This window comes from Paraburkholderia sp. DD10, from assembly GCF_049177125.1.
In the GTDB taxonomy this organism is placed as follows: Bacteria; Pseudomonadota; Gammaproteobacteria; order Burkholderiales; family Burkholderiaceae; genus Paraburkholderia; species Paraburkholderia terricola.
In genome coordinates, this window is sequence record NZ_CP185393.1 from 2,586,014 (window position 1) to 2,600,000 (window position 13,987).

At 62.9% G+C, this 13,987-nt stretch carries 11 protein-coding genes and 1 pseudogene; 9 read left to right on the forward strand and 3 right to left on the reverse strand.

Going from position 1 to position 13,987, the window contains the following annotated elements; all coding sequences use genetic code 11:
* Positions 1-30 precede the first annotated feature (30 nt).
* From ACOCG7_RS26940 to dut, 6 genes and pseudogenes are all read left to right on the forward strand, one after another.
* The gene (locus ACOCG7_RS26940) at positions 31-1,026 is read left to right on the forward strand and encodes a bifunctional riboflavin kinase/FAD synthetase (protein ID WP_073427032.1); all 996 of its coding nucleotides are present in this window, start codon (positions 31-33) and stop codon (positions 1,024-1,026) included.
* Between the two features lie 167 nt (positions 1,027-1,193).
* The gene (gene ileS, locus ACOCG7_RS26945; RefSeq protein WP_073427031.1) at positions 1,194-4,031 is read left to right on the forward strand and encodes an isoleucine--tRNA ligase; all 2,838 of its coding nucleotides are present in this window, start codon (positions 1,194-1,196) and stop codon (positions 4,029-4,031) included.
* Complete coding sequence (gene lspA / locus ACOCG7_RS26950; RefSeq protein WP_073427030.1) at positions 4,031-4,537, forward strand: signal peptidase II; 507 nt, start codon at positions 4,031-4,033, stop codon at positions 4,535-4,537. The genes ileS and lspA overlap by 1 nt, the downstream gene beginning before the upstream one ends.
* Positions 4,538-4,667: 130 nt before the next feature.
* The gene (coaBC, locus tag ACOCG7_RS26955) at positions 4,668-5,882 is read left to right on the forward strand and encodes a bifunctional phosphopantothenoylcysteine decarboxylase/phosphopantothenate--cysteine ligase CoaBC (protein ID WP_073427029.1); all 1,215 of its coding nucleotides are present in this window, start codon (positions 4,668-4,670) and stop codon (positions 5,880-5,882) included.
* Between the two features lie 71 nt (positions 5,883-5,953).
* Positions 5,954-6,972, forward strand: a pseudogene (locus tag ACOCG7_RS26960) (LLM class flavin-dependent oxidoreductase).
* Positions 6,973-6,984: 12 nt separating this feature from the next.
* On the forward strand, positions 6,985-7,431 hold the full coding sequence (gene dut / locus ACOCG7_RS26965; protein WP_073427028.1) for a dUTP diphosphatase: 447 nt from the start codon (positions 6,985-6,987) through the stop codon (positions 7,429-7,431).
* A 97-nt stretch (positions 7,432-7,528) separates the two neighbouring features.
* On the opposite strand, the gene clpA is transcribed toward dut, so the two are convergent.
* Together clpA and clpS are read right to left on the reverse strand one after the other, a co-directional pair.
* Positions 7,529-9,826: an ATP-dependent Clp protease ATP-binding subunit ClpA gene (gene clpA, locus ACOCG7_RS26970; RefSeq protein WP_073427027.1), complete on the reverse strand. Its 2,298-nt coding sequence runs from the start codon at positions 9,824-9,826 to the stop codon at positions 7,529-7,531.
* Positions 9,823-10,137: an ATP-dependent Clp protease adapter ClpS gene (gene clpS / locus ACOCG7_RS26975; protein WP_028197902.1), complete on the reverse strand. Its 315-nt coding sequence runs from the start codon at positions 10,135-10,137 to the stop codon at positions 9,823-9,825. The genes clpA and clpS overlap by 4 nt, the downstream gene beginning before the upstream one ends.
* Before the next feature lie 549 nt (positions 10,138-10,686).
* Between clpS and ACOCG7_RS26980 the strand changes: the two genes are divergently transcribed.
* Complete coding sequence (locus tag ACOCG7_RS26980; RefSeq protein ID WP_007180614.1) at positions 10,687-10,893, forward strand: cold-shock protein; 207 nt, start codon at positions 10,687-10,689, stop codon at positions 10,891-10,893.
* 199 nt (positions 10,894-11,092) lie between these two features.
* On the opposite strand, the gene icd is transcribed toward ACOCG7_RS26980, so the two are convergent.
* Positions 11,093-12,349, reverse strand: coding sequence for an NADP-dependent isocitrate dehydrogenase (icd, locus tag ACOCG7_RS26985; RefSeq protein WP_073427026.1), 1,257 nt, complete (start codon positions 12,347-12,349; stop codon positions 11,093-11,095).
* 334 nt (positions 12,350-12,683) lie between these two features.
* On the opposite strand from icd, the gene ACOCG7_RS26990 reads away from it, so the two are divergent.
* Together ACOCG7_RS26990 and ACOCG7_RS26995 are read left to right on the forward strand one after the other, a co-directional pair.
* On the forward strand, positions 12,684-13,253 hold the full coding sequence (locus ACOCG7_RS26990; protein ID WP_073427025.1) for a pseudouridine synthase: 570 nt from the start codon (positions 12,684-12,686) through the stop codon (positions 13,251-13,253).
* A gap of 469 nt (positions 13,254-13,722) precedes the next feature.
* Positions 13,723-13,929, forward strand: a complete 207-nt coding sequence (locus tag ACOCG7_RS26995; RefSeq protein WP_073427024.1) for a hypothetical protein — start codon at positions 13,723-13,725, stop codon at positions 13,927-13,929.
* The last annotated feature ends 58 nt before the right edge of the window (positions 13,930-13,987 follow it).

Sequence of the window (13,987 nt, forward strand, 5' to 3'; positions counted from 1 at the left end):
ACCCCGGCCGCCTATCCCCAACCCGCTATCGTGAGAGTCTTCCGCGGTCTTCCCAATGCTGAAAGCCGTGCGCCTTGCGCACTGACCATCGGCAACTTCGACGGTGTCCACCGCGGCCATCAGGCTTTGCTCGCCCACGTGCGGGCCGCGGCCGACGCGCGCGGCCTGCCCGTCTGCGTGATGACCTTCGAGCCTCACCCGCGCGAGTTCTTCAACCCGGCCGGCGCGCCGCCGCGCATCGCCATGCTGCGCGACAAGCTCGAGGCGCTGCGCACCAACGGCGTCGATCGCGTGGTGGTCGAGCATTTCAATCACACGTTCGCGAGCCAGTCGCCGGATGCGTTCGTGGAACGGATCATCGTCAACGGGCTGCACGCGCGCTGGGTGATGATCGGCGACGACTTCCGCTACGGCGCGAAGCGCGCCGGCGACTTCGAGTCGCTCAGGGCCGCGGGGCAGCAGTACGGTTTCGAGGTCGAGCAAATGGCGACGGTGGCCGATCCGTCCGGCGCGCGCATTTCCAGCTCGGGCGTGCGCGCCGCGCTGGTGGCGGGCGACCTCGATTCGGCGCGCGCCGCGCTGGGCCGCGATTATCTGATCAGCGGCCACGTCGTGCACGGCATGAAGCTCGGCCGCGATCTCGGCTTCCCCACGCTCAACCTGCCGATTGCGCATAAGCGTCCGGCGCTCGCCGGCATTTTCATCGTGCGCGTGCATGGCGTGACGGACGAACCGCTGCCGGGTGTCGCGAGTCTCGGCCTGCGTCCCACCGTCTCCGATTCCGGGCGCGTGCTGCTCGAAGTGCACCTGCTCGATTGGCACGGCGACGCGTATGGCAAACTCGTGCGCGTCGAATTCCTGAAAAAGCTGCGCGACGAGGAGAAGTACGTCGACCTCGAAACGCTGACCGCCGCAATCGCGCGCGACGTCGCCAACGCGCGCGCGTGGTTCGCAGCCGTCGGCGCCGGCACGCCGGGCAGCCGTTCCACCGGTTTCGCCACCTCGGCCACCGACCGAATTAGATAACCGCCGCGGTACGCGCGAGCGCCGCCGGCGCCGCGCGTACCCTCGCCGCGCGCATCGAAGGGCGTCCGTGGATCACGGCACATGCCTGCCGGGCGCGCCCAACGCCCTCGCGCATCGAGCGCAAACCGCGCACGCTGCGCATAGAAAGAATTCACCGCGACCTCATCATGAGCAACAAGAAAGCCGATTCGAAACCGCAGTCACGCTATCCGGTCAACCTGCTCGACACGCCGTTCCCGATGCGTGGCGATTTGCCCAAGCGCGAGCCGCAATGGGTCAAGGAATGGCAGGAACGCAAGGTCTACGAGAAGATCCGCGCCGCCTCCAAAGGCCGCAAGAAATTCATCCTGCACGACGGCCCGCCGTATGCGAACGGCGACATCCACCTCGGCCACGCGGTGAACAAGATCCTCAAGGACATGATCGTCAAGGCGCGCAACATGGCCGGCTTCGACGCGGTCTACGTGCCGGGTTGGGACTGCCACGGCATGCCGATCGAAATCCAGATCGAAAAGCAGTTCGGCAAATCGCTGCCGGCCGCCGAGGTGATGCAGAAGGCCCGCACCTACGCGACCGAGCAGATCGAAAAGCAGAAGGCCGGCTTCCGGCGTCTCGGCGTGCTCGGCGACTGGGACAATCCGTACAAGACCATGAACTTCGCGAACGAAGCCGGCGAAATCCGCGCGCTCGCGAAGATCATCGAAAAGGGTTATGTGTTCCGCGGCCTGAAACCGGTGAACTGGTGCTTCGATTGCGGCTCGGCGTTGGCCGAAGCGGAAGTCGAGTACAAGGACAAGACCGACCCCACCATCGACGTGCTGTTCAGCTTCGCCGAGCCGGAAAAAACGGCGCAAGCCTTCGGTTTGAACGCGCTGCCGCGCAACGAAGGCGGCATCGTGATCTGGACCACCACGCCGTGGACCATCCCCGCCAACCAGGCGTTGAATCTGCATCCGGAAATCGTCTACGCGCTGGTCGATACGCCGCGCGGCCTGCTGATCCTGGCCGCGGAGCGCGTCGAAGCCTGCCTGCAGCTATACGGCTTGCAAGGCTCGATCGTCGCCACCGCGCCCGGTGCGAAGCTCGCGAACCTGCGCTTCAATCATCCGCTCGCGTCCGCGCATCCCGGCTACAAGCGCACGGCGCCGGTCTATCTCGGCGAGTATGTGACGACCGAAACGGGCACGGGCATCGTGCACTCGTCGCCGGCCTACGGCGTGGAAGACTTCGTGTCGTGCAAGGCGCACGGCATGGCCGATTCGGACATCATCAATCCGGTAATGGGCGACGGCCGTTACATCGAATCGCTCGCGCTGTTCGGCGGCCTGTCGATCTGGGCGGCCAATCCGCAGATCGTCGAAGCGCTGCAGGCGGCCGGCTCGCTGCTGCGCACCGAGAAATACACGCACAGCTACATGCACTGCTGGCGCCACAAGACGCCGATCATCTACCGCGCGACGTCGCAGTGGTTCGCCGGCATGGACGTCAAGCCGAACGACACCGACAAGACGCTGCGCGAAACCGCGCTCGAAGGCATCGAGAACACGGCGTTCTACCCGTCGTGGGGCAAGCAGCGTCTGTTCAGCATGATCGCGAATCGCCCGGACTGGACGCTGTCGCGTCAGCGTCAATGGGGCGTGCCAATGGCGTTCTTCGTGCACAAGGAAACCGGCGCACTGCATCCGCGCACGCTGGAGTTGCTCGAAGAAGTCGCGCAACGCGTCGAGAAAGCCGGCATCGAAGCGTGGCAAACGCTCGATCCGCGCGAACTGCTCGGCGACGACGCCAACATGTACGAAAAGAACCGCGACACGCTCGACGTGTGGTTCGATTCGGGCACCACGCACTGGCACGTGCTGCGCGGCTCGCACAAGGACGAACTGCAATTCCCCGCCGATCTGTATCTGGAAGGCTCGGACCAGCACCGCGGCTGGTTCCATTCGTCGCTGCTCACCGCCTCGATGCTCGACGGACGCCCGCCGTACAACGCGCTGCTCACGCACGGTTTCACCGTCGACGGCGAAGGCCGCAAGATGAGCAAGTCGCTCGGCAACGGCATCGACCCGCATGATGTGGCGAACCGGCTCGGCGCGGAAATCATCCGGCTGTGGATTGCGTCGACCGATTATTCGGGCGAACTGGCCATCTCCGAGGAAATCCTGAAGCGCGTGACGGAAAGCTATCGCCGCATCCGCAACACGCTGCGCTTCCTGCTCGCGAACCTGTCGGACTTCGACTTCGCGCAACACGCGCGTCCGCTCGAAGACTGGCTCGAGATCGATCGCTATGCGGTGGCGCTGGCGGCGAATCTGCAGAACGACATCCTCTCGCACTACGACAAGTACGAGTTTCACCCGGTGGTCGCCAAGCTGCAGACGTTCTGCTCGGAAGACCTCGGCGGCTTCTATCTGGACGTGCTGAAAGACCGCCTGTACACCACGGCGGCGGATTCCGTCGCGCGCCGCTCGGCACAAACCGCGCTGTATCACATCGCGCACGGTCTGCTGCGTCTGATGGCGCCGTTCCTGTCGTTCACCGCCGAGGAGGCGTGGAAGATCTTCTCGCCGAACAGCGAAACGATCTTCACGGAAACCTACCACGCGTTCCCGCCCGTGCCGGACGCCGGCGCGCTGCTCGACAAATGGACGCTGCTGCGCGCCGCGCGCGGCGACGTCACGAAGGCGCTCGAGGAAGCGCGCGTGGCGAACCTGATCGGTTCGTCGCTGCAGGCGGAAGTGGAAATCCGCGCGAGCGGCGCGCGTTACGATGCGCTCGCAAGCCTCGGAGACGACCTGAAGTTCGTGCTGATCACGTCGGCGGCGAACGTAGTCAAGGTTGACAGCGAAGCCGAGGAAAGCGTCGACGTGATCGCCTCGGCATACCTGAAGTGCGAACGCTGCTGGCATTACCGCGCGGAAGTCGGCGCGAACGCCGAGCACCCCACGCTGTGCGGGCGCTGCTTCAGCAATCTGTTCGGCAACGGTGAAACGAGGAGCGCGGCATAATGGCACGAAGCCTGTCGAAATCGTCGTCCGCAAGCGGTTCGCTCGCACCGTGGCTCGGCGTCGCGCTGATCGTGATCCTGTTCGATCAGCTGACGAAAATCGCGGTCCAGAAGGTGTTCGCCTACGGCGTCGCGCACGAGGTCACGTCGTTTTTCAACCTGATCCTCGTGTACAACCGCGGCGCCGCCTTCAGCTTCCTCGCGATGGCGGGCGGCTGGCAGCGCTGGGCGTTCACCGCGCTCGGCGTGGTCGCGGCGCTCGTGATCTGCTATCTACTCAAGCGCCACGGCGCGCAAAAGCTGTTCTGCACGGCGCTCTCGCTGATTCTCGGCGGCGCGCTCGGCAACGTGATCGACCGGATTGCGTACGGCCATGTGATCGACTTCCTCGATTTCCATGTGCGCACCTGGCACTGGCCGGCATTCAACCTCGCCGACAGCGCGATCACGATCGGCGCGGCGCTGCTCGTGATCGACGAGTTGCGCCGGGTGCGCGGTTCGCGGTAACGCCGCGTCGGTCCGCGAACGGGCGTCCTCGCAGCACGCTCCGTCCGCGCGTCTGGTCTGACTCGGGCGAATCGCAGCGGTGCGCTGCAAGCACCGCTCGTCCGCCACCATGCTTTGTCGGAGGCTTTCGTTGGCAACCGCAGAACTCGCAGGCAAACACCTCGTCCTCGGCATGACGGGCGGGATCGCCTGCTACAAGATCGCCGAACTCACACGCTTGCTCACCAAGGCCGGCGCGACCGTGCAGGTCGTCATGACCGAAGCGGCCACGCAGTTCATCACCGCCGTCACCATGCAGGCGCTGTCCGGCCGCCCCGTCTACACCAGCCAGTGGGACGGGCGCGTGCCGAACAATATGGCGCACATCGATCTGTCGCGTGAAGCGGATGCGATCGTGATCGCGCCCGCCTCCACCGACTTCCTCGCGAAACTCGCGCACGGCATGGCCGACGATCTGCTGTCGACGCTGTGCGTCGCGCGCGATTGTCCGCTGCTGGTCGTGCCGGCAATGAACCGGCAGATGTGGCAGAACCCGGCCACGCAGCGCAACGTCGCGCAACTGCGCGCGGACGGCGTTGAAGTGCTCGGCCCGGATTCGGGTCCGCAAGCATGCGGCGAAATCGGCGACGGGCGCATGCTGGAAGCGTCCGCCACCTATGAAGCAATCGCCTCGTTCTTCGCGCCGAAGATTCTCTCCGGCCGGCGTGTCCTGCTGACCGCGGGTCCGACGTTCGAGCCGCTCGACCCGGTGCGCGGCATCACCAATCGATCGAGCGGCAAGATGGGCTTCGCCTTGGCGCGCGCCGCGCAGCAGGCCGGCGCCGATGTGCATCTGGTGGCCGGTCCCGTCGCGCTGGAAACGCCGTGGGGTGTGGTCCGCGAGGACGTGCAAACCGCCCAGCAGATGCACGCCGCGGTCATGCGCGCGGTCGCCGACGCCGATATCTTCATCGGCGTGGCGGCGGTGGCCGACTGGCGCGTCGATCACGCCAGCGAGCACAAGATCAAGAAAGCCGCCGATCGCGCCATGCCGACGTTCGCGTTCGTCGAAAACCCGGACATCCTGGCCTCCGTCGCGAAGCTCCCGCATCCGCCGTTCGCGGTCGGTTTCGCCGCGGAAAGCGGCGACCTGGAAATACACGGCGAAGAAAAGCGCGTCCGCAAAAACGTGCCGCTTCTGATCGGCAATCTTGGCCCTCAGACCTTCGGCCTCGACGATAACGAAGTGATCCTGTTCGAAGCAGGCGGCGCCACGAAGCTGCCGCGCGCCGACAAGCAGACGCTCGCGCGCGCGTTGATCGCCGAGATTGCCAGGCGTCTGCCCGACACGAGTCTGATTCGCTGAACGCCACTTACAGCGATGCCCGCTGAAGCGCCGGGTTCAAGCGAAAACGAATCACCTGGAGCCGTACTGCCATGACGCGACTTTCCGTGCTGGATCAAACGCCCGTGATCGACGGGCACACGGTGGCGGACGCGATCGCCGCCACCGTCGAACTGGCGCAGCTCGCCGACGATCTCGGCTACACACGCTACTGGTGCGCCGAACACCACGGCTTGCGCGGCGTGTCGAACCCTTGCCCCGAAGTGATGCTGGCGCATCTCGGCAGCGTCACGAAACGCATTCGTCTGGGTTCGGGCGGCGTCATGCTGCCGTACTACAGCCCGTTCAAGGTCGCCGAGCAATTCATGATGCTCGAGGCGCTGTTTCCGAACCGGATCGATCTCGGCGTGGGACGCGCGCCGGGCGGCGATATGCGCACGGCGCAAGCGGTCGCAGCGGGCGCCTATAATCGCGGCGATATTTTTCCGCAGCAGGTGGCCGACCTGCTGGGGCTGTGCATGGCACCTTGCCCGACGATCACCTTGCGCACGGTGCGCTGCTGCAACCGCAAGTCGATACGCGTCCGCAATTGTGGATGCTAGGCTCCAGCGAATTCGGCGGACTGCTGGCGGCGCAACTCGGCATCCGCTTTGCGTTCGCGCATTTCATCAATGCACATTTCGGGCACCAGGTGGCGCAGGCGTATCGCGAGCGATTCAAAGCCAGTCAGGAAACCCAGCAGCCGTACCTCGCCGCCGCCGTGTTCGTGATCTGCGCAGACACCGAACAGGAAGCCGCCGATCTGGAGAAAGCCGTCGACTTGCGTCGCGTGCAAATGGCCTATGGCCTGAACGAACCCATTCCGACGATCGCACAAGGCGTGGCGCAGGAATATGGCGAGCGCGAGCGGCTGGTGATCGACCGCGAGAAGCCGCGCAGCATCATCGGCACGCCGGAAAAAGTGACCGCGCGCATGCGCGACTTGCAGGCCGAATTCCAGGCCGACGAATTGATCGTGCTCACCGTCGCGGGCAGTTATCGCGCGCGGCTGCGCTCCTATGAACTCCTCGCCGACGCGTTCCAACCCGGAAGCGAGACTCCCACTTCTTAACCCCGAACCTGCATGAAACTCGACCTGAAGATTCTCGATGCGCGCATGCGCGACCAACTCCCGGCCTACGCGACCACCGGCAGCGCGGGCCTCGACCTGCGCGCCTGCCTCGACGAACCGCTGACGCTGAAGCCCGGCGAAACCGCACTCGTGCCGACGGGTCTCGCGATTCACGTCGGCGATCCGGGTTATGCAGCAATGATTCTCCCGCGCTCGGGATTGGGACATAAGCACGGCATCGTGCTGGGCAATCTGGTCGGCCTGATCGATTCAGATTACCAGGGGCAGTTGATGATCTCGACCTGGAACCGCGGCGAAACCACGTTCGTGCTGAATCCGATGGAGCGTCTCGCGCAACTCGTGATCGTGCCGGTCGTGCAAGCGAAGTTCAATATCGTCGACGATTTCGAAACCAGCGAGCGCGGCGCGGGCGGGTTCGGCAGCACCGGCAAGCATTGATCCGGCGGCGAGGCAGTTTGGTCGCCGAGGCAGAAAGAAAAACGGCGCGGGTTTGAGCCCGCGCCGTTTTTTGGGTCACTACTAATCTGACTGAACGTTACTCGACTTCGACCGCTTCCGGATTCGGATTGCGCGGCGCCGGATGCTCGTCGAAGGTCAACTGCACCTTGTCTTCCGCATCCACGTCCACCGAAACGCGGCCGCCGTTCATCAGCTTGCCGAACAGCAGCTCGTCGGCGAGCGCGCGACGAATCGTGTCCTGAATCAGACGCTGCATTGGCCGTGCGCCCATCAACGGATCGAAACCGTGCTTGGCGAGATGCTTGCGCAACGCGTCGGTGAAGAGCGCATCGACCTTCTTCTCATGCAACTGATCTTCCAGTTGCATCAGGAATTTGTCGACCACGCGCATGATGATTTCCTCATCGAGCGAGCGGAAGCTGATCGTCGCGTCCAGACGGTTACGGAACTCCGGCGTGAACATGCGCTTGATGTCGACCATTTCGTCGCCGGTTTCCCGGCGATTCGTGAAGCCGATCACCGACTTGCCCATTGCCTCGGCGCCCGCATTCGTCGTCATGATGATGATGACGTTGCGGAAATCCGCCTTGCGGCCGTTGTTGTCCGTCAGCGTGCCGTGGTCCATCACCTGCAGCAGCACGTTGTAGATGTCCGGGTGCGCCTTCTCGATTTCGTCGAGCAGCAACACGCAATGCGGTTTCTTCGTGACGGCTTCGGTCAGCAAGCCGCCCTGGTCGAATCCGACATAGCCCGGCGGCGCGCCGATCAACCGGCTGACCGCATGACGTTCCATGTATTCGGACATATCGAAGCGGATCAGTTCGATTCCCAGCGTGAACGCCAGTTGCTTCGCCACTTCGGTCTTGCCGACGCCCGTGGGACCGGAGAACAGGAACGCGCCGATCGGCTTGTCGAGCTTGCCGAGACCCGCGCGCGCCATCTTGATCGCGGCCGACAACGCGTCGATAGCGGGGTCTTGCCCGAACACCACGCTCTTCAGGTCACGGTCGAGCGTTTGCAGCTTGCTGCGATCGTCTTGCGACACGCTTTGCGGCGGGACGCGAGCGATCTTCGAGATGATTTCCTCGATCTCGTTCTTGCCGATGGTCTTCTTCTGCTTCGACTTCGGCAGGATGCGTTGCGCTGCGCCCGCTTCGTCGATCACGTCGATCGCCTTGTCCGGCAGATGCCGATCCGTGATGAAGCGCGCCGACAACTCAGCCGCCGCCGACAGCGCACCCGACGAGTACTTCACGCCGTGATGCTCCTCGAAACGCGACTTCAGCCCGCGCAGGATCGCCACCGTCTGCTCGACGGTCGGCTCGGTCACGTCGACCTTCTGGAACCGGCGCGACAATGCCGCGTCTTTTTCGAAAATGCCGCGATACTCGGTGAAGGTCGTCGCGCCGATGCACTTGAGCGTGCCCGACGAGAGCGCCGGCTTCAGCAGATTCGAAGCGTCCAGCGTTCCGCCGGAAGCCGCGCCCGCGCCGATCAGCGTGTGAATTTCGTCGATGAACAGAATCGCGTGCGGACGTTCCTTCAATTCCTTGAGAACCGTCTTGAGACGCTGTTCGAAGTCGCCGCGATACTTGGTGCCGGCGAGCAACGCGCCCATGTCGAGCGAATACACCTGCGCGTCCGCCAGAATGTCCGGCACTTCGCCGCGCGTGATGCGCCAGGCAAGGCCCTCGGCGATCGCCGTCTTGCCGACGCCCGCCTCACCGACCAGCAGCGGATTGTTCTTGCGGCGCCGGCACAGCACCTGCACCACGCGCTCGACCTCCGACTCGCGCCCGATCAGCGGATCGATGCGGCCGTCTTTCGCCATCTGGTTCAGGTTCTGCGTGAACTGGGCGAGCGGCGTTTCCTTCTGCGCGGCGGCGTCGTCGGACTCGGCATTCGCGTCGCTCGCTTTCGCGGCGTCGGTGCTGCTGGTCTTGGCGATACCGTGCGAGATGAAATTCACCACGTCCAGCCGCGTCACGCCCTGCTGTTGCAGGTAGTACACCGCATGCGAATCCTTCTCGCCGAAGATCGCGACCAGCACGTTCGCGCCGGTCACTTCCTTCTTGCCGTTCGAGGTGGATTGCACATGCATGATCGCGCGCTGGATCACACGCTGGAAACCCAGCGTGGGTTGCGTGTCCACGTCGTCCGTGCCGGGCACGGTAGGCGTGTTGTCATGAATGAAGTTGCGCAGGTTCTGGCGCAGATCCTCGATATTGGCCGCGCATGCACGCAACACCTCCGCCGCTGTCGGATTGTCCAACAGTGCCAGCAAAAGGTGTTCGACCGTTATGAACTCGTGCCGCGCCTGGCGTGCTTCCATGAACGCCATGTGCAGGCTGACTTCCAGTTCCTGGGCAATCATGCTTCCTCCATCACACACTGCAGCGGATGCCCGGCCTGCCGTGCGTGGGTAACGACTTGCTCGACTTTGGTCGACGCGATGTCCCGCGTATAGACCCCACAAACTCCCCTGCCCTCGCGATGCACCTTCAACATAACCTGTGTTGCGGTTTCACGATCTTTATTGAAATATTCCTGCACGATCATCACGACAAATTCCATTGGCGTGAAGTCGTCGTTCAGCAGCACCACCTTGTACATGGACGGCGGCTTGAGCTTTTTCTCCTGCCGCTCCAGTACGGTGCTGTCCTGCTTGTCCGGGATAATCGCCATACACCCATTCTAAACAACTAGGACAGGCCCGCAATCCTGTCAAAACCCGGCCACGTGCGGCCGGTGAGCCCGTTCGCTACCGCATGATGGGAAATCGCCCTTCACGCGTGCGTCATTCGACGAGCCGATTGCGGAGCCGGCCCCTATCCAGTGATGCGTCGCGGCTGTGTTGCGCCGCAGTCGGATCGAGTATCGCACAACCTGCCGTGACCGGCTGGGACTCGCCCAAGCCGGCTGGCGCCGGGCGACCGCTGAACAGCAGGTGAGTCGATTATGCGACTTTTCAAGACCGCCCGCTTGCGCCAGCGCACACAACGGAAGCGGGAAAAACCCTGGAAAGTGCCGTGTTTGCAACGCGGCAACGGCGTCTCAAAATTTTCTTGACACTCGAATAAAGAGCCCCAACAATCAAGCTGGCACTTTTTTCACTGAGCCATAATTTCGAAAAAATGCCGATGGTGAGCTTGTGAGGAGGGAGCGGCTGCATCGCGCGGTCGTCGAGCTTTTCGAGGGCTCGTGGTAGTGACATGAGTTACAGGGGAAGTTGGAATGGCAACTGGTACGGTCAAATGGTTCAATGACGCAAAAGGTTTCGGATTCATCACGCCTGACGAGGGTGGTGAGGATCTGTTTGCACACTTCTCGGCCATCCAGATGAATGGGTTCAAAACCCTCAAGGAAGGTCAAAAGGTGACCTTCGAGGTCGTGCAAGGCCCGAAAGGCAAACAGGCATCGAACATCCAGGCACCTGCCTGAAACTGCTCGATCCCGTCCTTTGAAACCCGGCTTCGTGCCGGGTTTCTTTTTTGGGCGCCGCGATGCCCGTCGTGCTGGCGGCACGAGACGTCCCAAATAACGGGTGACTGGTCGCTTTCCCGGCACCGGCGCATAAAAAACCCGGCCGCCTCGCGACGCCGGGTTAATCGATGCAAGCCGGATCAGCCCGGCGAGCGGCTTACATGTTTTCGATCAGCACCTGTCCGAACCCGGAACACGACACCTGGGTCGCACCTTCCATCAGACGCGCGAAGTCATACGTCACCCGCTTTTGCAGGATCGATTTTTCCATCGACTTGATGATCAGGTCCGCCGCCTCGGTCCAGCCGAGGTGCCGCAGCATCATTTCCGCCGAAAGAATTTCCGAGCCGGGGTTCACGTAATCCTTGCCCGCATACTTCGGCGCGGTGCCGTGCGTGGCTTCGAACATCGCGACCGAATCCGACATGTTCGCGCCCGGTGCGATGCCGATACCGCCGACTTGCGCGGCGAGCGCGTCCGAAACGTAATCGCCGTTCAGGTTCAGCGTGGCGATCACATCGTATTCAGCCGGACGCAGCAGGATCTGCTGCAGGAACGCGTCGGCGATCACGTCCTTCACCACGACGTCGCCACCCGTCCTGGGATTCTTGATCTTCATCCACGGACCACCGTCGATCAGTTCCGCCGCGAATTCCTTTTGCGCCAGCGCATAACCGTAGTCACGGAACGCGCCTTCCGTGAACTTCATGATGTTGCCCTTGTGCACCAGCGTGACCGAGCGGCGATCGTTGTCCAGCGCATACTGGATCGCCTTGCGCACCAGACGCTCCGTGCCTTCGCGCGACACCGGCTTGATGCCGATCCCCGAGGTTTCCGGGAAGCGGATCTTCTTCACGCCCATTTCCTCGCGCAGGAACTTGATGACCTTTTTGGCCTGCTCGGATTCAGCCGGCCATTCGATGCCGGCATAGATGTCTTCCGAGTTCTCGCGGAAGATCACCATGTTGGTTTTCTCGGGCTCACGCACCGGCGAAGGCACGCCCTTGAAATACTGCACCGGACGCAAGCACACATACAGGTCCAGTTCCTGGCGCAGCGCGACGTTCAGCGAACGGATGCCGCCACCCACCGGCGTGGTGAGCGGACCCTTGATCGATACCACATATTCCTTGAGCACCTGCAAGGTCTCTTCGGGCAGCCACACGTCCGGGCCGTACACCTTGGTCGACTTCTCGCCGGCGTAGATTTCCATCCAGTGGATTTTCTTCTTGCCCGCGTACGCTTTTTCCACCGCGGCATCCACGACCTTGAGCATCACCGGCGTGATATCGACGCCCGTGCCGTCGCCTTCGATAAACGGAATGATCGGCTGGTCGGAAACGTTGAGCGAGAAATCGGCGTTGACGGTGATCTTGTCACCGCCGGTCGGAACCTTGATGTGCTGATACGGCATGATCGGACTCCAGTGAAGGCTGTGCTGAAAGCTGATGGGAGACTGCGAAAATGGGCGCTCCTCGCTACGCGCAATGCCGGACGCCCGCAAGCGGCCTGGCCGCTATTCTAGCCCACGCGGGTGCCGCAACGAGGCCGCGACGGCTCGGGGTTTTCCAACATGGCGGCAAGGCCGGCCGGCGAGAACGCCGCGCTCATCTCTTACATAAGACCACGAACTTGCCGTCAGCGCTTATGCATTATGATCCCGCCATTCGCGACTGAAGCGGCGGCGCACGAGGCCTGAACGATGGCTCGCGCCGCGGCCCGCGCAACTCGCCCTTCTTCGATTCCCCATGCGTCTTCTTGCTCTGAACAAACCGTTCGGCACCATCTGTCAGTTCTCGCCGCATGAAACGCGCGCGTCGCTGGCCGACTGGGTCAAGGTGCCGGGCGTCTATCCGGCGGGACGGCTGGATTCCGACAGCGAAGGACTGCTGCTTCTCACCGACGACGGCGCGCTTCAAGCGCGCATCGCCGAGCCGCGTCACAAGCTCGTCAAGCGTTACTGGGCGCAAGTTGAAGGCGCGGTCGACGCGGCCACGTTGAAGAAGCTGGCGCGCGGCGTCGATCTCGGCGATTACGTCACCCGGCCCTGCCGCGCGGAGTACGTGGAACCGGGCGACTCGCTCTGGACGCGCACGCCGCCGATCCGCTTTCGCGCGGCAATCCCGACGACGTGGCTCGAACTCTCGATCACCGAAGGCAAGAACCGCCAGGTGCGACGCATGACCGCGGCGGTCGGCTTTCCGACCTTGCGTCTCGTGCGCGTCGGCGTCGGCGCGCTCGACATTTTTTCGCTGGGACTTCAACCGGGCGAAAGCGTCGAATTGCCGCCGAAGGCGCCGTGGGACGGCGTCGTTTGAACGCCTCGCCCTGCGCGACAAACCCGCACGGTTGCGCATCAACGCCCGCGCTCGATGGCGGCAAGAAAAGCCAGGCCGTTGTAAAAGCCAAGCCGTTGTATCGGTAGCCAAAAGCACGCGTGAAACCATGATGAAAAACGCGTGAAACAATCGCATGCGCCGCCATGCGGCAGCAGGCCTTCGCATCGATACATCCGCTAATAAACTTTCCACGAAATTCGCGTCAACCGGTGCGCGAGCTCACGCGTTATTCGACGCAGATGCCGCCCGAAGCTATCCGGCATTCAGCCCTAAGGGCCTTTGTGCAAGCCGCTCTCGCGGTGAAGCGCAGGGAGTCTGAGCGCTAGGCAGACGCGTCGGAAAATTTGTTCGATGCGCATGTCAACCGAAAGGTGGATGGCACGTTTACCGACATGACTCTCATATAACCGGGTCATTGGGTTAATCAACTAAAGCTGAGGATTTCAAAATGAACAAACTGATCGCCGCTCTGGTCGCTGGCCTCTTCGCAACGGCAGCATTCGCACAAGCTTCGGCACCGGCAGCTCCGGCAGCCGCTTCGGCAGCTCCGGCAGCAGCAGCTTCGTCGGCAAAGAAGACCACGAAGCACGCTCACAAGAAGTCGCACAAGAAGGCAGCATCGGCTGCTGCTGCAGCTTCGGCCGCTTCGGAGTAAGTTTGTTGTAAAAACGCAGTCAAGAACTAGCTTCATTGCCGTTCTTACGGCGTTGAAA